Raw genomic sequence first — 21,679 nt, 5'->3', positions numbered from 1 at the left:
CCCTGCTTTTATTCTGGGACGTGCGCCCCATCCCCCGGGATGGGGCGTTTCTTGTGCAGGGTCAGGGCCGAAACCCACCCACCCGGAGCAGGCGGTCGGTGTTGTACTGCGGGTCCCGATAGTACACAAACGCCGTATAGGTACTGGTGCGGCGCAGTTGCGTTCGGCGTACCTCCTTCGTAAGGCCCGGGCCCGACGTTGCATAGAAGTATTGGTGGCGGCCCTGCTTGAGAAGGACGCGCCCTTCATACCGTCCCTGCTCTGCGTTCCAGTCCATCGGGGTACCCTGGGCCGGGTCCATTCCGCTGAAGCTGCCGGCCACCACCGGCGGGCTGCCGTAGGGCGTCTCGTCAGGGGGAACGAAGGCAAAGGTCGTCTCCACATACTCGGCGGTGATGCTCGGATCCGCCTGGGCCGAGAGGGCATTCCGAACGACCGTCTGCCCGTTCAGGCTGGGTCCTCGCAGTGCCTCCGCAAAGCGAGCATGATCGGGGTCCAGGACAACCTGAATGGGCCGTGAGGTGCGCTTCACCCGTGCAACCTGCGCGGTGGGCCGGAGGGTACTGAGGTCAAGGCCGTACTCGGCCGTGGCCGGATCGTAGGCGCGCTCCCGCCCCAACTCAAACTCCAGCTCCGGCTGGCGCACCAGCAGCGGACGGTCCTTGCATCGGGTGTCCGCAAAGCGCCCGTTTCGAACGAAGCACACGGCGTGTCCGAAAGGATTCCCCCGAATCGCGGACGGCGGGGCGAAGCGGGCGCGAGGACGAAGGGAGGGCTGCTGCTGCCCTGGCACCGGAAGGCCCTCGGCCCCCAACTGGAGCCCCCCCTCCTCCTCCGTCACGAAAAATGGCTGTTCGAAGAGCACCGAGTCTCGGCGCCCCCGCTCGGTCACCCGCAGAACGTAGTTTCCGCTGACGCGGAACCGAATGTCATCGTTGGGAAAGCGGTACCGGTAGTGCACGTACGATATGTCTGTTCCGCGGGACGGACGGTAGTCCACGAGGCGGTCGTCCTGAAACGATTCTAGAAATTGGCCCGGCGAGAGGTCGCGGCGCCACGTCCGGTCGGCGTGCTGAAAATAGATTGAGAGGGGACGCCCCTCCTCCGCCAAGAGATCGAACTCCAGGGTCAGGCCGTCCCCTCTCCCCATCGACGTCACGGGCAGGCTCTGCTCGTCGCCTCCCTGGTACAGTTGAATGGTGCGGATCGAGGAGGACGGCGGAGTCAATCCCGGCTGGACCGCGCCCGGAGTCGAGGAGGAGGCCTCAGCCTGTTCGGTCTCCTCCGTCGACTTGCACCCGAGCACCAGCCCGAGCGCCCCGACACACAGGCCCAGTCCGAGCACCAGACGAGAAACAACGCGCATGCTACGAGTCACATGGGCCGTGGGGAATCGACGTGGGGTCGTCCCTCCGCCGAGAGGGGTCTAGAGAGCGACCGTGTGCCTGAACCAGTGGCCGGGACGCGTGATTCGGAGACGGACGACCGAGCCGGCCCGCGCGAGGCCCTGCGTCCATGTCCATCGCCCGCCGCTTCCACCACTCGAAGAGCAACGTGCGCTCGCTGTCCCCGAGCACTCGGGCCTTGCGTGCGGCCTGCGCAGCCCATCGCCGCGCCGCGTTTCCCGCATTCCCGCGCAAGGCCGACGTGGCCCCCCACGCTGCGTGTTGCAGTTCCCATTCCCGGCGCCACCCTCGTGGCCGGGTGGCAGGCACCGGCACCTCAAGCCGCTCCCACAGCGTCAGTGCGCGGCGGTACTGCCGCGCGTCCATCCACCGCACGGCCTGCCAGGCCCGTATCCGCGGGTCTTGAGGAATCCGTTTTGCCAAACGCCGGGCCTGCGCCGCCGCCGAATCTCCGCTCGTAAGCACGCGAACGACCGCGGGACGGTCCGCGGTCGCGTCACGGAGCGTGAGGCGGGCCCGGAGGTCATATGCGTGGCTCGGAACTTGGGCCCGGGCCCTGGCATAGAGCGCTCGCGCCGTATCCGGCGCCCCCCGCAGCACGGCCGCGTCGGCCTGCGCGACCTGGAGAGCGGCCGTCTGGGCCGTCGTCGACAGCGTATCGACCTGACGCCAGACGGCACTGGCCCGTCCCTGGGCGAGCCGATGCCGGGCCAGCGCCTCGTGGGCCGCCGCGTAGCCCGGCCGGGCGCCAAGGGCTTCTTTCAGGAGCCGCTCCCTCCTGGTGGTGTCGCGGCGGCGCCCGGCCCGCTGTGCCGTCTGATAGTGCTGCCGCGCCGGCGGGACGTAGTGGGGACACTCGGTCTCGAACAGCGACGGACGCGCGAACCGCCGGGCAACCACGCCGTGGGCGTCCCGCGCCACGACCGGCGCTCGACGGAGATGCGCCTCCCACTCCGCCGCGAGTGTGTCCAGCGGGCGTCCGTAGACGGTGTCGAAATTTCCCCAGGCGTAGACACGCTTGAGCCGAGCCGGCCCGTACTGATCGAGTAGGTACTGGACGAACGATCCCATCGTGGCGTACGAGACGGCCCCCCGCCCCGACCAGAAGCCCCAGGGCGACAGCCGCTGCGCCACCGCCTGCGCCTCGGCGGCGAGCGTGGTCGTCGTATCGGACTGGGCCGCGGTGCGGACGAGGTCATCCGGGGACGGCCCTGGAGACGGCGGTTCCAGGGCCACCGCCCATCCTTCCACAAGGCCCGGCGCCCAGGAGGCCCGGAGCCCCGGCAGCCCGTAGGGACGGCTCACGACATGCGCCAGTTCGTGGCCGAGGCTCTGCGACACCCGGTCTCGGAGCAGGTGCACCTGCGGCGTGTCGAGCCACACCGGGCTGACGCTCGTCGTGCGCGCCCCAGTGAGACGCCCCTTCACATCTGGATTTGGATAGAGGTAGCTCTGAATCCGGGCGCCCTTCGCATCCGGCCCGCGCTCCAGTCGGCGCCGCACCCAATCGTAGTGCGCCTCGTGGGCGGCCGCCAGATCCGCGGCGGCAGGGGCATCAACCTGTGTCGAGTCGTAGTAGAGGTCGAAGTGAGCCGTCCTCGTGTGGCCGCCCAACCGTTCTTGGATGGAGGCCGCCGTCGTGTTGATGCCGAGCGGCACGGAAAACACATACCCCATCCCGAGCAGAAGGGCACACGCCGGGACGGCCCACCGGGGCCCGCGCCCCCGCAGCCGATGCCCAACCAACAGCGCAAGCAAGGCCCAAAGCAACGTCAGGCCCCGAAAGGCGAAAAGTCCGGGGCGCACGGCGAGTTGCTCGTCGTAGATCGGCCCCAGGACGCCCCCGAAAACGTGATTGTAGGTGTAAAACTGGGGATGCAGGCCGAGGTCATACAGCGGACCGCCCCCCACGAGGAGAAGCCCGAGGCCGCCCAGGACCCACCCCGGATGCACCAACGACGGCACTCCTCGCAGCAGGTACGCCAGCGCCACCGCGAAGACGACCGTGACGCCCGGAAACAGCGCGTAGAAGAGGAGTCCCTGCCCAAGGGTGCAATTTGGGGCCCAGAACTGCGCGAGTAGCAACACCCCGAGCGGAACCAGAAGGGCGGCCTCCTGGCGCGCCAGCACACGCCCCACCGAGGCCGACCTCGCCCCGAACGCTCGGACCGCCGCCGCCCCGCTAATGAAGTAGGCCGCCAGGGCCACCACCGCGGCGGACTCGGCCTGGAGCACGTTCAGGAGGGGAACCGGGGCCAACAACAGGCCCAGCGCAAGGTATGCAGCGGCGACACGGCGCATTGGGGCATCTACGTCAGGGGGCACGACCGCGCTGGGACGCCTACAGGAGCGTGAAGGACACCCCGACCGAGATCACCTCCTTGGCCTGAATCGCGCCGGAGGTGTCTTCGTCGAAGAGCGCAACGAACTCCAGGTCTGTACTCAGCCAATCATTCACCTCGAGATTGATGACGTTTTCCCAGACTGCGTCCGGAGGATTTTCGAGCTGGTTCACGGCAAAGAACACGTCGAGCTGGGACCGATAGCGGATGCTCTCAGAAAGCTGCTGGTCGTAGCGCGCGGCGAACTGCCCCCCCGCCTCTATACGCGCTGGATCGTCCGGGTCAACTCCGTACAGGACCCGAAAGTCCGGTTCGGCCACGACGGTCTGCTTCGAGGCAATCCCGAGCCGAAGCGCAAGTGGATCGACCGGCGTGTACGTAAGGCCCAGGGATTGCGTGAGAATACCAGGCGCGAAGAACGACGAGGTCTGGACAGGGGGCTCTTCTCCCGCCAAGGGATCATCGTCCGGATACGGATTGTCGGAGTAGTCAAACCCGGTCGCAAACTGCGTTCGGAGGTCTCCGGCCAAGGTGGGGCTGAACTTGTCAAAGAAGCCCTCTCCCTGATACTGCAGGTTGGCCTGCAAACGAATCCGATCCTCCGACTTTCGAACCTCCTGGTCTTCCTGGTTGATGTAGCCGAGGGCAAACTGAGCGCTGTAGGCTTGCGCCCATCGGTCGCCTTCTTGTTCGGTGGCACCGTCCAACGAGGTCGTAAACGACAACGAGTTTACGCCGCCCTCTTGCCAGTTTCGGTACGCGGCCTGCGACACAGAAATCTTCCCGGTCAGCTCCGAGTCCCATTCCGCATCGGCGGTGTCGGAGATCGGGCGTTTCTGGGGATTTGGGATGGGGGAGTGTTTCGGTTGAGCATGAACGGAGGCCCCTGCCATGACGAGGCAGGCCACCGCAAGGGCACCGACAACAGTTCGGACAGGCATCGCAACAGTGGGGACTGGTGACAGGAGATGAAACCGGCCCGGCAGGCCGGATCCGACCAGAAGGATATGAAAGACACTCCGGAACGCAAAAAGCCCTTGCCGACGAAAAGCAAGGGCTTCCTCCGCGACGTTGAACGTCGAATCGGCGACCAATTTACTCTACCCGTGTGGGCCAGTCAAGTATGTCCTGCCCCTAGGGAAGGCGGATTGGTCGGCCCAACACTAAAGCTCGTCGTTTTTGATTTCCTGGATTTCTTGCCGGACCTCGTGGGACAGCTTCTTGAGCTTCATGAGGCTCTTCCGGGCACGTGTACCGGCGGCTTTGTTGCCCTTTTCGTAGAACTTCATCAGGTCCTCTTCAGCGCCCTCAAGGGTTTCGGACAACTGACTGTACCGTTCTTCAAATGTACTCATGCGATAACCTCAGCAAATTTGAGCGTGAATGACTCGATTATGCAGCAAGAACATAATGGCCCCCTCAGCCGCTGTCAAGCCGGATCTTGGCGGGAGTGCGTTCCCAATTCCATCCGCGCCTGATTTGTCAAAAGGTTCAAGCAGTGGGGCCAAGGCCGAGGGAGACGACTACGCATGAACGCGCGTTCCCGTTGGGGAAGGGCCGTTGAGCAGCCCCTGCGCATTGGTAACCAGAACGGGCACGTCCGTCTCCGCCATCCGACGCACGGCCGCCGGCTCCGGGACCGAGTGCTCTTCCAGGGCCGCGCCCTTGATCGCCGACTGCACCCCGCCGGTCTCGTCGGGCACGCCCGCAACATCGGCGGTCGTTAACACACAGATTCTCGGCTCGAACGCGTCGTCCAGCGCCTCTGCCAGCGCCTGCACAGCCTCCTCCGTTCCCACCTCACGCACAGTTCCTGTGCCCGGGGCCTTAACGAGCGCGGAGACAACCGGAACGACGTGCTGCTTGAGGAGCGCCGACAGCCATCCCACGTTGGTCGCCCGGAGTCGTGCATCGTCGTCCATCTGAAACAGCCCACGATCTACGCCCTGAATGCCGACCGTAGAGACGACTTCGTCGGTCAGTGCCGCGACGATATCCTGGTTCACTTCCCGAACGGCGCGTTCTACGAGTCGTCGCTGGTCCTCCGTCTCCACGTCGAGCACCCCGTCGGTGCGTTCGGGAAAGTAGCCCTGCGCCTCCAGGGTGCGTTCCACCTTTTCGCCGCTCCCATGAACCAACACACTGGTCGGTGCCTCCGTGCCCGCACTCGAAAAGTATTGGGCCAATGATTTGAGGAAGAGCTCGTCCCCGAGGTGATGACGATCGAGATAAACAAGGTAGAGCGAGCGCATGCGGCGAAGATCCGAGACGGGCTGTCGAGAGAAGACGTATGGTCGCCCACTACCAATGCACAAGGCACCGGCACGATTCGTCCCTACCTCCTGCCAACCCAGCGTGCCCACGGACTCCCTTCCCGCACACTCTTCTCGCACACTGGCGCACCGGCGTCTGTACACTCAACACGACAACGGCCGCCCCTCCCGGCAAAACGACCTCCGACCAGATCCGTCGGGCCGGTCGCGAGTGGGCCTGCACGCCCCCAATCTAACATGCTGACGGGGGCATCTCCCCGCGCAGACAAAGGGCGAATCGAACGGGCGTACGCCTGTGGGACACATAATTCCAAGTGCACCCGCTGTGTCGCACAATTTCCGGCCTTGAAAGGGAGGCAAAAGGATCTCACTGGACACCTGCGAAGCGCCAATCTCTACGTTCCCGGCGCAGCCTCAAAATGCCAAGGTGGGCCGCTCTGAGCACCGGAAAAGGGGGTCCCCGGCGCCAACAGGTGCCTCGGAGAGAGCATCCGTCGTCGCCCGAGCTGGCGTGCCGGAAACCGAATGTGCGGCCGCACGCACTCGTGCATCTGCGCCGGCCCCTTTGTATCTGTACCTAAGCGATCCTTTCCCGCGAGGGGAAACGCAATCCCCCGCCACTGCACAGCGGAATATCGCCCGTGCGGGGACGCAGCGACGCGAGCCGCTCAGTTATCGTCCGGATTGGGTGCAGGGGTCGACTCTTCGGGCGCACCGTCCCCTCGATCCACAGGCTTGGTCATGTCATCGACCATTTTGTCAAGGTCGAGATCGTACGTGTCCCCCGGCTCGCGGTTTACAGCACGGGGGTCTTCGCCTTCTCCCTCGAACTGCGCGATGTGCTCCTCCGGGCGCTCTTTGCCGGCGTCACGCCCCAGCGGACTGCCCTCGTGGATGTAAAAGTCTTCGTTGGGCAGGGTGTCGTTGTGGGCACGGGCGGCCTCCGCGGCTTCTCGCATGCTGTCGTCCGCATTGTCACGCATCTCGCCGAAGTTGCGGTGGATCTTGCGGCTGAACCATTCAAAGAGGTACTCAAACGCGGCGCGGTCCCGCTCAAACTCCGGCCCGAACTCGCCGGAGCGCAGCTGGTCGTCCATCTTCGACAGCGACGACGCGAGCGCAAAGATGTAAATGGCATTGTCCGCCACGCGGGCCTGCTGGGCCTGATGCTTCACCACGTCCTCGCGCTCCCACTTGCTCACGAGCTTGAAGTAATGAGAGTGCTTCTGAATGAGGCGCGCGAGCATGTCGGCCTGGTCCTGGAGGGCCGGATGCACTCCCTGAAGCTCTGGGGCCCGCGGCTTCAGCCCGAGGAACAGCTGTGCCCCCATGGGCAGGGCCTTCTTCAGCACTGTCGGGGTGGTCGCGGCCGTCAGAATGCGCGAAAGGTTGTCCCCGATCGACTCGTCCGAGTCCCACAGCAGGGCCTCTTGGATCGACACCATCTTCTCGGCGAGCTGCTTGCCGCCGTAGGCGAAGATGAAAGACTGCATGACCTCGTTGGAGCCTTCCACAATGCTGTGGATGCGGTTGTCGCGCCAGGCCCGCTCCAGTTCGTGCTCGGTCATGTAGCCCTCTCCCCCCATAACCTGCATCGCTTCGTCAATCACCTCCCAGCCGAGCTCGGAACAGAACACCTTGGTGATGGCCGTCTCCACCATGATGTCGGTCTCTCCCCGGTCCAGAAGCCCAGTCATCATGTAGAGCATGGCGTCCATCGCGTAGGTGACCGCCGACATGCGAGCAATCTTCTGCTTCACAAGCTCAAAATCCGCCAGGGGCCGCTCGAACTGATGGCGCGTCTGGGCCCACTTGATTCCCTGATCCCGAGCCGCCTTGGCGGCGCCGGTGACGCCTGCACTAAGCGTGCACCGCCCGTAGTTGAGGCACGAGAGGGCCACCTTCAGGCCCGAGCCCTCTTCGTGAAGGACATTCTCCTCCGACACGCGCACGTCGTTGAATCGGAATCGGGCCTGCCACGTCCCACGGATGCCGGTCTTCGCGCGGTTCTTTTCAAAAACCTCGACCCCGTCCATGTCCGGCGTTACGATGAGCGCATTTACCCCTTGCTGTTCCAGTTCGCCGGTCTCGGGATTGGGCACCATGTTCTTGCACATGACGGTGCACACCCCGCTCATGGCCCCCGAGGTGGACCACTTCTTCTCTCCATTCAGGATGTACTCGCCGTCTTCGGTTTTCACGGAAAAGGACTCTTGCGCCGCGGCGTCGGACCCCACATTCGGCTCCGATAGGCAGAAGGCACTCAGCTCCTCCCGGGCGACGAGCGGGAGATACTTCTCCTTTTGCTCTTCTGTGCCGAACATCACGATTGCCTTGCAGCCGATCGACTGGTGCGCCGACACCATCACGGCCGTGGACGCGCAGTAGCGTCCGATCATCTCCAGTGCCCGGTTGTAGCTCGTAACCCCGAGCCCAAGGCCCCCATACTCTTCCGGAATGATCATTCCCATCACGCCCATGTCGAACAGCCGGTCGACCACCCACTCGGGGATGTACTGCTCCCGGTCAATTTCCACCCGCGGGTGCTCGTTCTCCAGATATTCTTCGAGCTCTTCGAGAAGGGCGTCACACCGCTCTCGCTCGTCGTCCCCTTCTTCCGGGTAAGGAAACAGCAGGTCGTCGCGGAGGCGTCCCCAGAAGGCATTCTTAATGAACCCCATGTCTTCCGGCTCAGGGCCCATCATCGTCTCGATGTTCTGGATCATTTTCTGATCCTCATCGGAGACCCCTTTGATGTCGCTGAGTCCTTGGTCTGCCATGGCGGGTCGGAGTGGTTTGTGTACGGGACGTGAGGGGGACCGGCGTTCAAGAAGTCATACATCCAACAGAAGTTGGAGATGATCTTTCCCCAAGACTCGGGCTTCCTGCGGGTTTTTTGAAAGGGCTTCCACCAAAAGCCAACCTTAATAACAGTTTGCTTGCATTCAGTTCCTTTCGCGGCTCTTTTCCCGACCGAACTCCTCAGGACCGTTCCGACTGCACGGGTCGCCCCGCAAGTGAAGTGTGCGTACGGGGAGTTGCGTGCGCTCGGCCGAACCGCTACGTTGGAACGGCGCTCTCTTCCGATCAGTTTTGTCCGATCATGTCGACTTCCTTCTCCACCCGCCTTCGCCGTCTCCAGTCCCAGAAGGACACGGCGGTCTGCGTGGGACTCGACCCCGACCCCGCGCGGTTTCCGCCGGCTCTCCAGGACGGCCGACTCCGTACGGACGCCGTGCGCGCCTTCTGCACAACCATTGTGGAGGCGACCGCCCCGTACGCGTGTGCCTTCAAGCCCAACTTTGCCTTCTTCGAAGCCCTTGGGCCGGCGGGCCTGACTGTCCTGGACCAGGTCGTGGCGACAATCCCCGACGACTGTTTGGTGCTGGGGGACGCCAAGCGCGGTGACATCGGTCATTCGGCCCGCTTCTACGCTGCGTCGATCTACGAAGAGCTCGGGCTCGACGCCTGCACAGTCTCCCCCTACCTGGGCCGGGACAGTGCAACGCCTTTCCTCGAGCACGAGAACACCTGCACGTTCGTGCTCGCTCGCACCTCGAACGACGGGGCCGAAGACCTGCAGGAGGCCTGCACGTGCAACGGTCTTCCCCTCTATCGGCACGTGGCACAGCGGGTGAAGGACTGGGGCACAGGCGCCGCCGGAGAGGCCGGCCTCGTGGTCGGCGCAACGGCCCCGGCGGCCCTGCACGACCTCCGGTCGCTGTGTCCATCCCTCCCATTTTTGATTCCGGGCGTCGGAGCACAGGGCGGCCGCCCGTCCGCCGTGATGGAGGCCGCGGCCACCGAGGAGGGGCCTGTGCTGGTCAACTCCAGCCGCAGCATCCTCTACGCCTCCGAGGGCCCCGACTACGCCGCCGCCGCCGCAGAGGCGGCACGGACGCTCCGGGACGCCCTCAACGGATAGGCGCCCACTACTCGAGGTGCTCCGTCGCCGCCTGTGTGAGGAGCATGCCCTCCGCCCCCGTCAGATCCAGGGGAAACGGCTGGTCCGCCCCCTCCACATCCGTCCCAGGAATTCCGCAGCGCGCGTTCGAGGCATCCACGCCGTGGTTCGTTTGGAGGAGCAGTGCGGTGGTGGCGGGGTCAGCGGCGCCCGCCGCCTCAACCGTAGACATGAACCGCTCCTGAGCGGTCCGCCAGTCGGCAAGCGCTCGTCCCACGGGCTCCAGCGCCGCCGAATCGGCCCGTGCGTCATCCGCGGGGGCGGCGTCGTTCAGGGCGTCTACGAGTGCCGACCGTGCGTCATCGCACGCCTGCACGGCCGCTGTTAGGTCGTCGAGAGACTCGTCGGGAAGCATCTGCGAAAAGGGTTGAGGAACGAGACGGTTGGACTCTCCTGTCGGTCGTGGCTCCAGCCTTGGGCGGAAGGAAGGATCCGAAACGAGGAATGCATGTCTTTGCCAACCGATCCACAGCCAAAACAGGTTCCTGGCCCCCAGTTTCTTCGTTCCCGGAAACGGGGGCGGCCAGGGCCAGGGGGGATTTGCAGACCCTTACTGCCGCTCGGAGTCCCAAGACAAAAATTGAAACAGGGTCTTAAAATGTGAACTCCACCGATGACGGCGAACTGGCCTTGACAAGTTCTTCCGCAGAGCCGCTCGCCCCCATCAAGAAGAGAAACGTTTCACCGGACAATCAATTTACTCTGAAAACAAAAGGCTAGCCGTGCCGACCACCAACCCCGTCAGCCCTCATGCGTGGAGTTAGCTTCAAGCCGCAGGACGCCGAAGATTTTTCGACCGGCGAGATCAAATCGTACGGTGGCATCTACGCCGCTACGGCCGAAGACTTCGCCGGGGCCTTCGAGATGGAGTCGGAGGACTTCATCGAGGTGGTTCGGTCGTCGGGCATAGAGCCCCTCACCGAGGTGGGCGAGGACAAAGCCCCTGGAAAGTACAGTCTCTCGTTCCAACGGGACGAGTTTGAGAAGCTAAAAGACCTTCTTCTGGAACGGAAGGGCGAGTGATTGCTCCCCGAACCGTGCCCGGCTGTCCCCGCTTCGAGCGTGCCCCCCCGCTCGGGGCGGGCTTCTTTGTTGGGACGATTTGTCGGGACGTGCCCGGGCCGGAACGCCCGCCTGCCTACGCCGCGGACGGGGTCCGGTCGGCCTCGTCGACCTGTGTGCCCACCAGTGCGGCAGCGCCCGCCGCGAGCAGGCTGCCAATCCCAAACGGCACGACGAATCCAAACGAGACAAAGAACCCGGCCATCAGTTGGCCGGAGGAGATCCCGAGCCCAAATGCCACGGTCAGAACGGCCAGCTGTGCGCCCGACTGTCCCTGTTCGGTGTGGTCCCCCGCCAGGGCCAGCGCCGGGGCAAACACCAGTGCCCCAGCCCCGCCCTGCAGCATTCGCACCACGACCATCTGCCAGGGCAGGCCGACCATTCCTTGTAGGAGGGTAGTCGGGACGAGTCCCATCAGCCCGATTACGATGAAGCGCTTGCGGCCCACCCGATCGCTGGCCCGGCCCACCACCGGCTGCAGGGCTGCGAGGGCTGCGATGAGCGCCACGAACTCGACCGCGAAGAGGAACGGGCCCTGTCCCAAGCGGGCATTTACCTCCGGCTCGATGGCAGACAGCAGCGCCATGCAGCTTGCCATGATGAGCGTTGCGATCCCCAGCGCGAATATGGTATCGAGCCGCCATCCCGTTCCCGACCGATCCCAGACGCGAAGAGCCAGCCGGCGTTCTGTGGGGGCCGTGCCCTCCGGGTCCTGCACGAGTGCCGCTACGAGCCCCGTGCCCAAAAACGCGGTGGCCGCGGCAACCCCGAACGTCGCCTCAAACCCCGTCACCTCCGTTCCGCCCGGCAGTACAAACGGCCCCATCTCGAGCAGCACACTCGCCAGAAGAGGCCCGGCCCCGAAACCGATCAGGCGGAAAGAGTTGTACACGCCCATGTTGCCCCCTCGGCTGCCCGGATCGCTCAGTTCATTGACGATGGCCAAGCTCGCCGTGATGGTGAAGGCCGCTGCGAGGCCCTGGATCACCCGAAGTGCGAAGAGGTGCCAGTAGACCGTCGCCGCCGCGAACGACAGGTTAATCCCTCCGAGGACCACGAGCCCCCCGATGACGAACACCTTCCGGCGTCCCACCCGATCAGACAGGCGCCCCGCCAGGGGCTGTGCGGTGCTGCTTGCGATGCCAAATAGCGCCAGAACAACCCCCGTAACCATCGAGGCAGGCAGGCCAAAGATGCACCCCCCCACCGCCTCGCTGGCTACGTAAAGCGGGAGCACAATGATGAGGAACGAGTTGCCGACGGCGTCTGCCATCCGCGCGAGGGCCAGCGCGAGCACGCGCCGGTCGACCCCGAAAAGCTGCCCCCTAGAAGGTGTACGGTCGTCCATGTTCGATTCGAAAGCACAAAGGGAACGGGCCGCCTGCTACGAGTGGACTCGCTTCAGGGCACGACGCTGGGTCTGCAGGGTCGTCTCGAGCTCCTCTTCGCCGTGGCAGGTGCCGTAGAACATTGCTTCAAACTGAGACGGGGGGAGGTAGATGCCCTCCTCCAGCATGGCGTGGAAGTAGGCGGCGTAGGCCTCCGTGTCCGCAGTCTGGGCCGTGTCCTGGTCCACGACCTCCGTGTCCGTGAAAAAGAGGCTGCCCATCGCCCCCACCTGGTGCGTCGTATAGTCCACCCCCAGCGCGTCGAGGTTGTGCTCCGTGCCCTCCTGCAGCGCCTCCGCGTAGTTCTCCAGCTGGTCATAGATGCGGTCCTTCTCCGCGGCAATCTTGGAGAGGATGGCGTGCCCTGCCCGCATCGCGAGCGGGTTGCCGCTGAGGGTGCCGGCCTGGTAGACCGGCCCCGTGGGCGCAACGTAGTCCATGATCTCCTCCTTCCCACCGTACGCCCCCACCGGCAGCCCCCCGCCGATAATTTTGCCCAGGCAGGTCAGGTCCGGAATCACGCCGAAGCGCTCCTGGGCCCCGCCCGGCGCCACCCGAAAGCCCGTCATCACCTCGTCAAAGACGAGCACGATGTCGTGGGCATCACACAGCTTCCGCAGCCCCTCCAGGAAGCCGGGCTCCGGCGGAATGCAGCCCATGTTGCCAGCAATCGGCTCCACGATGATGCAGGCAACCTCTCCCTGATTGGCGTCCACGAGCCGCTGGACGTGGTCCAGATCGTTGTACTGGGCCAGGAGCGTGTCTTTTGCGTTGCCGTCGGTCACGCCGGGCGAGTCGGGCTTTCCGAGGGTCATGGCCCCGCTCCCGGCGGAGATGAGGAAGAAGTCGCCGTGGCCGTGGTAGTTGCCCTCAAACTTGATGATCTTGTCGCGGTCCGTGTACCCTCGGGCCAGCCGGGCAGCGCTCATGGTCGCCTCGGTGCCCGAGTTCACCATCCGCACCTTCTCCACGGACGGAACGAGGTCGCACACCAGGTCGGCCACGTCGATCTCGATCTCTGTAGGGGCGCCGAAGGAGGTAGACGCTTCGGCCTGGTCTTTCACGGCCTCGACCACGTCCGGGTGGGCATGCCCAAAGATCATCGGGCCCCAGGAGCCGACGTAGTCGAGATACTCATTCGCGTCGGCATCCTCCAGGTACGCGCCCTTGGCTTGTTCGATGAAAAGCGGGGTCCCCCCTACGCTGTCAAAGGCACGGGCGGGAGAGTTTACGCCGCCCGGGATGGAGTGCTGGGCACGCTCGTAAAACCGCCGGCTGTTCCGCAGGTCAACATCGGAGGGGGCAACTTCCATGGGATCAGTGGCGCGATCGGTCAGGCAGTGACGAGCAGGGGGAAGCCTTTGCGGGCTCAAGGCACGGCGTCTCGGGGGCCGTCATTCGGGCGTCGGCCGTTTCACATGTCGGTAAAGGGCATGGACCCGAGCCTCTCCGTTCTCTTCGACGCGCGAGGGCGACTGGGACTCCACCAGTGCTATATTCAAAGCATCGGTGTCGAGGTCCGCCGGTGCGAAACGAGTTACAGTGTCGTCGTGGGGCGCCTTGCCAGGGGCGTCCGTGGTCGCCGGAACGGTGAGGTACACCCACCCACCGGGCGCCAGCAGGCTCTGGCTCTTGTTGAGGAGAGTTGCAAGGTCGGCCGGCGAATCGACCAGGGCCTCCGTCCGGTCGGCAATGACCCAGTCAAAGGTCGCCTCCAGTTCGTCGAGCCCCTGTAGGGAGAGTTGCTGGACACACGTCTCCGCGGTCTCCTCGTCGACCAGATCGCGGACGACGGCCTGCGTATCCTCAACCGCTTCCGGCCGGGGGTCGCAGGCGTGGACGGGAAACCCGAGGCGCAGCAGGGCTCCGGTGTGGTCTCCCGCCCCGCATCCCAGGTCCAGGACGGGACTGGAGACGGGAACGGCCGCCAGGGTACGCAATAGCTGATCGGACAGAGAAAGACTCATCGTCGGCGATGAGGTAAATGCAGAAAGCATGCGGGACCGCCCCGAAGACACTCCCTACGAGTCTTCCTTCGGCCGCGATTCCGCGGCGGGGCTCGAGCGGTCGTCGGGGGGCGACGCGGGTCGATCGGTGGACGGCTCCGGCTGGGTCGAACGGTCCGGACCCGTCCATCGGCGCGCGCCCCCCTGCCGTCCACAGGACGGACAGGCCGCGTCGTGGGTCACTTTATGCCGGGGAAGCTGCTGGAGGGGCCGGAGCGGATAGGCCCCGGAGTGTCCGTCGCCCTCGTGGCGGAGCTGGTTGACATCGACGGGCAGGTCCAGCTGAGACACAGTGGCCTCCCCAAGGGCCTCGATCAACAGTGGATGGGTATTCAGCCCGGCCGTCACCTCGAAATGATCAATTCCGCCTGCCTCCGCCATCTCGCGCACCCGCACATCAAGGTCGTAGCGGACGTTGACGTGATCGGTGACGAAGGTAATCGGGACGACCAGGACCGCGCGATGCCCCCGATCCGCGAGCGCAGTGATGGCATCCGAGGGAGAGGGAGTGGGCCAGTGACTCGGCCCAATTACGCTTTGGAAGGCCGTCCGGAAGGGACGGTGCTGTTCCCGGTGCCGCATCACCTGCTCCACGGTCGAGTGCACGTGGCAGCAGTAGGGGGGCTCGGGCCGCCTCTGGGCACTGAAGACCGCATTATGCGCGCTAAAAACGAGTGCAACGTCGTCCCGCTCATGCCGCGGGAAGCGTTGCAGGGCTTCGTCGATTCGCTCCGAGAGCGCCTGTACAAACTTCGGATTGGCAGCGTACTCGGGCACGACGGTCGTCGGCCAGGGCGGACGCTCTTCCTCCGCCTCCAAGGCCTTCCAGTATGCGAGGGCCGACCCTGTCGTGGCAGCCGAGTACTGCGGATACGACGGCACCAGGATGACCTTGTCAATCTCATCCTCCTCCATGTCGGCCGCAACCGTCTCCGGAAACGGGCGTCCGTAGCGCATCGCCGGGTACGTGCGAAAGTCCACGCCGGTCGCCCCCCCGTAGCGGGCGTGGAGGTGACGCTGAAGCACTGCGGCCTGCTCCTGGGCCAGCCGGGGCACGGGGGAGTCGCCACCGATGAGCTCGTAGCGTTTGCGCAAAGACCCGGCTCGGACGTAGGCCATCGATGCCGACAGCCACTGACGCATCCGTCCCCCGACCGGTACGTCGAGAAGCAGTGGGTCCATCAGCAGGCGGTACAGAAACGGCTCAACCTCGTCCAGGGCCGATGGCCCACCCAGGTTGAACAACACTACGCCAACTCGATCTCCCTCCTCAATCGGAAGAGGGGTCTGAGAAACACAATCCTCGGGACGCGTCCACTGACCGGGCTCGTGGGCATGAAGAATGTCGAGGGGAGTCATACGGACCGAGCGTACACTCAGAAGCCGAATTTGAACGCGTGACACCAGCGGTAGATTGAGCGCTAGCCCTTCCGTGCCGTTCCTAAACCGCGTTGAAATTCGCCCTAAAACGCCTTCTCAGCAGGGCCTTCACGTGGTGCTGTCTGGGGCCTCGGCCTCCGTCACAGACAGCCAATCCCGGGCCGCAAAGTACCACTGCGCGTCCGCCTCCGGCGTGCCTGGCTCCGGCGTGTGGTCGTACGGCCACTGCACCTGTGGCGGCATGCTCATGAGAATGCTCTCCGTGCGGCCGTCGGACTCCAGCCCAAATTTGGTGCCTCGATCGTACACCAGGTTAAACTCCACATACCGCCCCCGACGGATGCGCTGATGCGCTTTCTCCCGCGTCCCGTAGGACTCGTTCCGGCGGCGCTTCACGATTGGGAGGTACGACTCGAGAAAGGCCCGGCCGGCCTCCCGCGTGAAGAAAAACAGCCCCTCCGGGTCCTCGCGAAGGTAGTCGTAGAAGATGCCGCCCACACCGCGCGCCTCGTCTCGGTGATCCAGGTAAAAATAGTCGTCGCATTTGTCCTTAAAGGCGGCGTAGTCGGCCACCTCGTGACGGTCGCACACGTCCTTCCAGACCCGATGAAAGTGCTGAGTGTCGTCGAGTCGAGGGTAGTACGGGGTAAGGTCGGCCCCGCCGCCAAACCACTGGTCCACCGGGTCCATGAGGTCGTCGCCCAGGGCGAAATAGCGGAAATTGGCGTGGACGGTAGGGACGTACGGGGAGCGGGGATGCACCACCAGAGAGAGGCCCGTCGCGTAGAACGGCGCCTCCTCGACGCCGAACTCTTGGGCCATCCGGTCCGGCAGCGCGCCGTGGACCGCAGAGGTATTTACGCCTCCCTTTTCAAACACATCGCCCCCCTCAATCACCGCCGTGATGCCGCCTCCCCCTTCCTCCCGCGACCAACGATCCACCTCGAATGAGGTCCCCGGGTCGAGGTCGTCGAGCGCCCGCGTAATCCGAAGCTGCAGGGCCTCCACGAACCGCTTCATGCGGTGCGCCATTGGAAGGTCATCGCGCGGGTCCTCACGAAGGGTTTCGAGACGGTCAAAATCATCGCCCATGGTCGCAGACTGCAGTTCGTTCGAGAGATTTGAGAGCGCCTGAACGTGACTCGCCGGGGCCCCGATACCTTTCCTGCCCCCATCTTCCCGTGGATTTTAGGACGGCTGCTCGCGGTCGAGCATCCGGTGGATGGCCGCGTCCATCGCGTCGGTAAGCACATCCGACCAGCACGCTGGGAGCGGCGCCCGGATGGTCTTGCGACGCGGGCGAGCGGGGTGGTCGGCCCGCAGGAGAACGTGGTGGAGCGCGATGGCACGGTCCGTGAGGGACGCCGATGCGCCGTACCGGTCGTCCCCCACCACCGGGTGTCCCCGGCTCGCGGCCTGAAGGCGAATCTGATGCGAGCGCCCCGTCTGGAGCGTCACCTGCAGGAGCGTTCGGGCACTGTTCGACTCGAGCACCTGCCAGTCGAGCTCGGCCCGCTTGCCCTCAGGATGGTCGGCGTCGACGAGGCGGGCCCGTCGATCGGACTTTGCGATGTAGTCCACCCACGATCCGATTCCGTTGAGCGTGCCCTCCACGACCACGACGTACCGCTTTTCGACCACCCGCTCCCGAAACTGACGGGACAGGTGCCGGGCCGCCTCCGACGATCGCGCCAGTGCCATGACGCCCGACGCGGGCCGGTCGAGCCGGTGCACCAGCCCAAGAAACGGCGCCTCCCCCGTCCCATCGGACAGCATCTCTTTGCCCCGTGACACAACGTCCGGGGCCCCGGAGTGGTCGGGCTGGGAGAGCAGTCCGGGCGGCTTATTGACGACGAGGAGGCACTCATCGCGATACAGAATGGTCACGAGACCCATCGCGTGTCTAACATTAAAAACTCGTAGGCGTCCCTTTCCCTTCTCAGGCACTCGCCGCGGGGCTCGTCGCAAACGCGCGAGGGACGGGCAGGTCGGTCATGGTGTGCAGCCCGGGCGCAGCATCGGCGACCAGCGGGGCCGTGTTTGCCAGCATGCCTACGGTGGCGGTGTCTCCAAAGATGCCCCCACGGAACTGTAGGTCGATGGGCGGCTCTCCGTCCACCGTCACGGCGTCGTAGGACGGATCGGCCCCGACGAACATCTTGAGGTCAAGGGTCAGCCGCGACTCGCCACCGACCTGCCCCACGGCGGTATGGTGAATGCCTGCCACCTCGCCGGCCGCCACCTGCCGAACCCCTGTGTCAACCGGCGCGTCGGCATGGACCGGCTCAAGCATCTCTTCAACACCATCCAGCGACCATCCGAGCCCGTCCGCCACCATCCGCAGGGACTCGCGAAGACCGATGTGCCCGAAGGTTCCCCCGGCCTTTTTCGTCTCGAACGCCCGGGGCGACAATCCGGCCCCCACCTTCGCCTGCAGTGGCGCGCGCCGCTTGCCCGCGTCAACGACCCGCTCCGCCCGCACGGCCCAGACGTCGGTACACCCCGCCGTCGCCATGAGGGGCACCGTGTCCATGGCGTACCCGGGATTCACTCCCGTGCCAACGAGCGAAACTCCGTGCTCTCGGGCAACGTGATCGAGCTGATCGGCCACGTCGGACGACTGGTGATACGGAAAGGAGAGTTCTTCGGTGGAGGACACGACGTGGGCCCCGGCCCGGGCGCACTGCATCAGTTGCTCCGTCACGCCCTCCAGGAAGGAGGTGGTCGTGTGAAGCACAACGTCGGGCGAACCATTGGCCAACGCTGCTTCGGCGTCGTCCGACACGTGAACGCCGGTGGGCGAGAGATCTCCATCGATCAGCTCGGTGACCTCCCGTCCCACCTTGTCCGGATCGATGTCCACGGCTCCAACCAGGGTGAACGGCTCTTTCTTGAGAACAGTCCGGGCAACCTCCTGCCCGATGGGCCCGAGGCCGTACTGTAGGACACGAAGGGAATCAGAGGACACGAAACGAAACGGGGTTGGGCGGGAGAAACGAACTGTACGCCGGCGCCGACGCCACAGCCGGGGCGGGACGTTGGCTCCTCACGGCGCCGGCCAGAGCGCGTCGGCGGTGCCATCGGCCGGCACGATCGGGGTTCCCGGACGGTCCGGCGCGACGATGGACCGCACCTGCATCGGAATGCCGGCGTCGGCAAGTGGGCGCAGCGTTTTGGGGTGCATGCCTAGCCCCCCCGACGCACTGCGATCGACCGCTTCTTCCATGGACAAGTGGTCGATCCGCTCGGCGTCTTCGTGGGCGTCCGGATCCTCGGTGTAGATTCCGTCCACGTCGGTGAACCGGGTAAGCCCCTGCGCCCGGAGAATCTGTGCAAAGAGGGCAGCCGAGTAGTCGCTGCCCTCAAAGCCGAGCGTCGTCGTGGCGCCGGCCTCTGTGGCCCCGATAAACCCCGCGACGACGGGCACGGCCGTGGGGGCCAGCGCCCGGTACCAGGAGCGCACCCGCTCGGTCGTGGGCGTCCGCTGCACATGGGCCGCGCCGAACGTATCGTCGGTGACGACGAGCTCTGTCGCGTCGCACCGCGGGGCACACAGTCCGGCGTCGCGCAGGGCCAGGGTCACCAGGGGCACCGAGAGCTGCTCGCCGACGGCCAGGACCGCGTCCCGAGCCGCCGGGGCTTCCTTCTCCGGCCCGATGCGCCCGAAGGTGCGTCGGAGGGCTGCCAACCGCTCGTCGAGGATCGCCTCGTACGCGGACTGGCAGTCTGTACTCAGCACCGCCCTGGCCTGCTCGGCGTGACGGGCCCGGAGTGTGTCCGCCAGATCCTCTGCGACCGTCGGCCCGTCGGTCCGTGACGACGCCGCCTCCAGGGCACTCGCCAGTTGGCGCGACACGCCCGAAAGGGCCGACACGATGGCGACGACGCGCCCCTCGGCGGCCGCCTCCCGGATCAGTCGCACGACAGTCCGGAATCGGTCCGGCGTCCCCACCGAGGTCCCCCCAAATTTGAACACCACGAGGGGCGACTTCAGGGAACTGGACCGCGGGGAGGAGGGGACAGACACGAGTTTGCAGTGGGCTCCACACAACGAAGCGTCGCGCTCTGCAACCACCGATTTTCGGGCAGTGTTCCTCCCGTCGCCCACGGCGCTCTCCCCCGACGAACTACGTCTCCGCGATTTCTCTTCCGACCGGCAGTCCGTATGATGAGGAGCGATTCGCGCCTGTGCTCGACGACGCCCAATGCCCATGCTCAACTACATCTGGAGTGGGCTCATTATCGGGAGCCTGCTGTTCGCCCTGACCATAGACACCCAGGAGCTGGCCGAGAATCGGTTTCGGAACGACGCCCCCCTCCCCGTCACCCTCGAGTTTCCCGACGGGTACACGCCAGACGCGCGCCGACAGCCGGTCGAGATCCGAATCGACTCGTCGACCTACCAAGACTTGTACGATGTCGACCCGGTTCCGGACCCGGTCTACGCCGGCACCCTCGTGCAGACCCAGGAGGGCCAAAAGGTGGAATTCGACCCGGACGCCGCTCTTCCCGAGCCGCTCGCCACCGTTCAGTCGTTTCACGCGACGGATGACAATCCAGCCCTCCGCGGCACCCTCCAGAACACGTCTCAGGCGTCCGTCGGCGCGGGCCGGATCGAAACGGCCCTTCAGTTTGAGCCGGTGCGCTTCCGCAAGCTGAACGACATCGCACAGGCGGCCCTCAACTTTGCCGAAACGGCCGCCTCGCTTGCCCTCAGCCTCATCGGCGTCCTCGGGCTCATGCTGGGGCTCGTGAAAATCGGCGAGGAGGCGGGCCTCATCGAATCCCTGACCGGCCTCGTACAGCCGATTCTGAGCCCCCTCTTTCCCAACGTTCCAGACGACCACCCGGCCCTCGCCAACATCAGCCTCAACCTCTTGGCAAATGTGTTCGGCCTGGGCAACGCCGCCACCCCCCTCGGCATCAAGGCCATGGAGGACCTTCAGGAGTTGAACCCGTCGGACGAGAAGGCGAGCGACGACATGGTGATGCTCCTGGCGCTCAACACGTCGAGCGTACAGCTCGTCCCCCCCTCGCTCCTGGTCGCCATCATGGGCCTGCAGATCAACCAGCTCTTCTTCTCCATCACGCTGGCAACCCTCTGCTCAACCATCGCCGGCATCCTCGGCACCCTGGCCCTCCACCGGCTGCCCTACTTCCGGGCCACGGCCCCACACCGCACCGCCGACGCTGAGGACCCGGACGAGTAATTCTCGACTCGCCCTTCTGCCCCTGTATACCGCCCCATACCGCCCCCTTCTACCGCCATGCTTGAAACCATTCGCTCCGTCGTTAGCGCGCTCTCGGCCTTCGTGCTGCCGGCCCTCCTCGTCGGCTTTCCGCTCTACGGCCTCCTCAAGGGCGTGCGGGTCTACGAGGTCTTCGTGGAAGGCGCGAAGGAGGGCTTCGACGTGGCCGTCACCATCATTCCCTACCTGATCGCCATTCTCTTCGCCATCGGGATGTTCCGGGCCTCCGGCGCCATGGACTACCTCGTGAACGTGCTCGATCCGGTGCTGGGCGTCATCGGGGTGCCCGCCGAGGTCCTTCCCATGGGCCTCGTGCGCCCCCTCACGGGCTCCGGCTCCGCGGGCCTCGTGGCCGACATGATTAACCAGTACGGCGAGGATTCCCTCGTGGTGAAAATGGCCGCAACCATGTTCGGCTCCACGGAGACCACCTTCTACGTCATTGCGGTCTACTTTGGCGCCGTCAACATCCGCGACACCCGACACGCCGTGCCGGCCGGCCTCTTCGCCGACTTCGTCGGCTTTCTCGCGTCGGTGTACATGGTGCAGCTGCTCTTCGGGTAGTGTGGCGCCTCGCGGTCGGCAGTCCGGAAGAGACGGCCGGGGGGT

At 65.2% G+C, this 21,679-nt stretch carries 19 protein-coding genes; 4 read left to right on the top strand and 15 right to left on the bottom strand.

Translation table 11 applies throughout. The annotated features are described in order from the left end of the window. Positions 1-61 precede the first annotated feature (61 nt). From B7R93_RS01480 to B7R93_RS01455, 6 genes are all read right to left on the bottom strand, one after another. Entirely contained in the window at positions 62-1,366 is a 1,305-nt protein-coding gene (locus B7R93_RS01480) for a type IX secretion system plug protein (protein WP_103019066.1), read from the bottom strand. A 1-nt stretch (position 1,367) separates the two neighbouring features. Then, positions 1,368-3,707: a hypothetical protein gene (locus tag B7R93_RS01475; RefSeq protein ID WP_103019065.1), complete on the bottom strand. Its 2,340-nt coding sequence runs from the start codon at positions 3,705-3,707 to the stop codon at positions 1,368-1,370. 40 nt (positions 3,708-3,747) lie between these two features. Beyond that, on the bottom strand, positions 3,748-4,689 hold the full coding sequence (locus tag B7R93_RS01470; RefSeq protein ID WP_103019064.1) for a DUF3078 domain-containing protein: 942 nt from the start codon (positions 4,687-4,689) through the stop codon (positions 3,748-3,750). 222 nt (positions 4,690-4,911) lie between these two features. Next, a complete protein-coding gene (locus tag B7R93_RS01465; protein WP_103019063.1) occupies positions 4,912-5,103 on the bottom strand; it encodes a histone H1 in 192 nt (63 codons plus the stop codon). Positions 5,104-5,271: 168 nt separating this feature from the next. Further along, positions 5,272-6,000, bottom strand: a complete 729-nt coding sequence (locus tag B7R93_RS01460) for an amino acid kinase family protein (protein WP_103019062.1) — start codon at positions 5,998-6,000, stop codon at positions 5,272-5,274. 689 nt (positions 6,001-6,689) lie between these two features. Next, entirely contained in the window at positions 6,690-8,801 is a 2,112-nt protein-coding gene (locus B7R93_RS01455; RefSeq protein WP_103019061.1) for an acyl-CoA dehydrogenase family protein, read from the bottom strand. A gap of 323 nt (positions 8,802-9,124) precedes the next feature. Here B7R93_RS01455 and pyrF point away from each other — a divergent pair, with 323 nt between their 5' ends. Beyond that, complete coding sequence (gene pyrF / locus B7R93_RS01450) at positions 9,125-9,946, top strand: orotidine-5'-phosphate decarboxylase (RefSeq protein WP_103019060.1); 822 nt, start codon at positions 9,125-9,127, stop codon at positions 9,944-9,946. 7 nt (positions 9,947-9,953) lie between these two features. Here pyrF and B7R93_RS01445 read toward each other — a convergent pair whose 3' ends face one another. Further along, positions 9,954-10,340 carry a hypothetical protein gene (locus tag B7R93_RS01445; RefSeq protein ID WP_103019059.1) on the bottom strand — a complete coding sequence of 129 codons (387 nt, stop codon included), beginning with the start codon at positions 10,338-10,340 and terminating at the stop codon, positions 9,954-9,956. 395 nt (positions 10,341-10,735) lie between these two features. Here B7R93_RS01445 and B7R93_RS01440 point away from each other — a divergent pair, with 395 nt between their 5' ends. Then, entirely contained in the window at positions 10,736-11,008 is a 273-nt protein-coding gene (locus B7R93_RS01440) for a hypothetical protein (RefSeq protein ID WP_103019058.1), read from the top strand. A 115-nt stretch (positions 11,009-11,123) separates the two neighbouring features. Here B7R93_RS01440 and B7R93_RS01435 read toward each other — a convergent pair whose 3' ends face one another. The 8 genes from B7R93_RS01435 to B7R93_RS01400 all read right to left on the bottom strand — a co-directional run bounded on the left by B7R93_RS01435 (position 11,124) and on the right by B7R93_RS01400 (position 19,848). Continuing rightward, complete coding sequence (locus tag B7R93_RS01435) at positions 11,124-12,395, bottom strand: MFS transporter (protein ID WP_103019057.1); 1,272 nt, start codon at positions 12,393-12,395, stop codon at positions 11,124-11,126. A 36-nt stretch (positions 12,396-12,431) separates the two neighbouring features. Next, positions 12,432-13,748, bottom strand: a complete 1,317-nt coding sequence (hemL, locus tag B7R93_RS01430; RefSeq protein WP_103019056.1) for a glutamate-1-semialdehyde 2,1-aminomutase — start codon at positions 13,746-13,748, stop codon at positions 12,432-12,434. 81 nt (positions 13,749-13,829) lie between these two features. Then, positions 13,830-14,402 (bottom strand): class I SAM-dependent methyltransferase, encoded by a 573-nt coding sequence (locus B7R93_RS01425; RefSeq protein WP_157942146.1) that lies wholly within the window; start codon positions 14,400-14,402, stop codon positions 13,830-13,832. A gap of 54 nt (positions 14,403-14,456) precedes the next feature. Continuing rightward, positions 14,457-15,800, bottom strand: a complete 1,344-nt coding sequence (hemH, locus tag B7R93_RS01420) for a ferrochelatase (RefSeq protein WP_103019054.1) — start codon at positions 15,798-15,800, stop codon at positions 14,457-14,459. Positions 15,801-15,929: 129 nt separating this feature from the next. Next, positions 15,930-16,913 carry an oxygen-dependent coproporphyrinogen oxidase gene (gene hemF, locus B7R93_RS01415; protein WP_103019053.1) on the bottom strand — a complete coding sequence of 328 codons (984 nt, stop codon included), beginning with the start codon at positions 16,911-16,913 and terminating at the stop codon, positions 15,930-15,932. Between the two features lie 96 nt (positions 16,914-17,009). Next, positions 17,010-17,717: an RluA family pseudouridine synthase gene (locus tag B7R93_RS01410; RefSeq protein ID WP_232797899.1), complete on the bottom strand. Its 708-nt coding sequence runs from the start codon at positions 17,715-17,717 to the stop codon at positions 17,010-17,012. Positions 17,718-17,760: 43 nt separating this feature from the next. After that, positions 17,761-18,789: an NAD(P)H-dependent amine dehydrogenase family protein gene (locus B7R93_RS01405; protein WP_103019052.1), complete on the bottom strand. Its 1,029-nt coding sequence runs from the start codon at positions 18,787-18,789 to the stop codon at positions 17,761-17,763. A 78-nt stretch (positions 18,790-18,867) separates the two neighbouring features. Continuing rightward, positions 18,868-19,848: an aspartate kinase gene (locus tag B7R93_RS01400; RefSeq protein WP_232797898.1), complete on the bottom strand. Its 981-nt coding sequence runs from the start codon at positions 19,846-19,848 to the stop codon at positions 18,868-18,870. A 184-nt stretch (positions 19,849-20,032) separates the two neighbouring features. On the opposite strand from B7R93_RS01400, the gene B7R93_RS01395 reads away from it, so the two are divergent. Together B7R93_RS01395 and B7R93_RS01390 are read left to right on the top strand one after the other, a co-directional pair. Beyond that, complete coding sequence (locus B7R93_RS01395) at positions 20,033-21,031, top strand: nucleoside recognition domain-containing protein (protein ID WP_103019051.1); 999 nt, start codon at positions 20,033-20,035, stop codon at positions 21,029-21,031. Between the two features lie 57 nt (positions 21,032-21,088). Then, positions 21,089-21,634: a spore maturation protein gene (locus tag B7R93_RS01390; protein WP_103019050.1), complete on the top strand. Its 546-nt coding sequence runs from the start codon at positions 21,089-21,091 to the stop codon at positions 21,632-21,634. Positions 21,635-21,679 lie beyond the last annotated feature (45 nt).

It is taken from the genome of Salinibacter altiplanensis (genome assembly GCF_002894645.1).
Lineage (GTDB): Bacteria > Bacteroidota > Rhodothermia > Rhodothermales > Salinibacteraceae > Salinibacter > Salinibacter altiplanensis.
The sequence above is the reverse complement of the archived record's forward strand: the minus strand, read 5'-3'. Positions and strand labels throughout refer to the sequence as shown.

Bases quoted from the DNA above. Each gene is read 5' to 3' on its own strand.
- B7R93_RS01480 (WP_103019066.1), bottom strand. From the start codon at position 1,366: ATGCGCGTTGTTTCTCGTCTGGTGCTCGGACTGGGCCTGTGTGTCGGG.
- B7R93_RS01475 (WP_103019065.1), bottom strand. From the start codon at position 3,707: ATGCGCCGTGTCGCCGCTGCATACCTTGCGCTGGGCCTGTTGTTGGCC.
- B7R93_RS01470 (WP_103019064.1), bottom strand. From the start codon at position 4,689: ATGCCTGTCCGAACTGTTGTCGGTGCCCTTGCGGTGGCCTGCCTCGTC.
- B7R93_RS01465 (WP_103019063.1), bottom strand. From the start codon at position 5,103: ATGAGTACATTTGAAGAACGGTACAGTCAGTTGTCCGAAACCCTTGAG.
- B7R93_RS01460 (WP_103019062.1), bottom strand. From the start codon at position 6,000: ATGCGCTCGCTCTACCTTGTTTATCTCGATCGTCATCACCTCGGGGAC.
- B7R93_RS01455 (WP_103019061.1), bottom strand. From the start codon at position 8,801: ATGGCAGACCAAGGACTCAGCGACATCAAAGGGGTCTCCGATGAGGAT.
- pyrF (WP_103019060.1), top strand. From the start codon at position 9,125: ATGTCGACTTCCTTCTCCACCCGCCTTCGCCGTCTCCAGTCCCAGAAG.
- B7R93_RS01445 (WP_103019059.1), bottom strand. From the start codon at position 10,340: ATGCTTCCCGACGAGTCTCTCGACGACCTAACAGCGGCCGTGCAGGCG.
- B7R93_RS01440 (WP_103019058.1), top strand. From the start codon at position 10,736: ATGCGTGGAGTTAGCTTCAAGCCGCAGGACGCCGAAGATTTTTCGACC.
- B7R93_RS01435 (WP_103019057.1), bottom strand. From the start codon at position 12,395: ATGGACGACCGTACACCTTCTAGGGGGCAGCTTTTCGGGGTCGACCGG.
- hemL (WP_103019056.1), bottom strand. From the start codon at position 13,748: ATGGAAGTTGCCCCCTCCGATGTTGACCTGCGGAACAGCCGGCGGTTT.
- B7R93_RS01425 (WP_157942146.1), bottom strand. From the start codon at position 14,402: ATGAGTCTTTCTCTGTCCGATCAGCTATTGCGTACCCTGGCGGCCGTT.
- hemH (WP_103019054.1), bottom strand. From the start codon at position 15,800: ATGACTCCCCTCGACATTCTTCATGCCCACGAGCCCGGTCAGTGGACG.
- hemF (WP_103019053.1), bottom strand. From the start codon at position 16,913: ATGGGCGATGATTTTGACCGTCTCGAAACCCTTCGTGAGGACCCGCGC.
- B7R93_RS01410 (WP_232797899.1), bottom strand. From the start codon at position 17,717: ATGGGTCTCGTGACCATTCTGTATCGCGATGAGTGCCTCCTCGTCGTC.
- B7R93_RS01395 (WP_103019051.1), top strand. From the start codon at position 20,033: ATGCTCAACTACATCTGGAGTGGGCTCATTATCGGGAGCCTGCTGTTC.
- B7R93_RS01390 (WP_103019050.1), top strand. From the start codon at position 21,089: ATGCTTGAAACCATTCGCTCCGTCGTTAGCGCGCTCTCGGCCTTCGTG.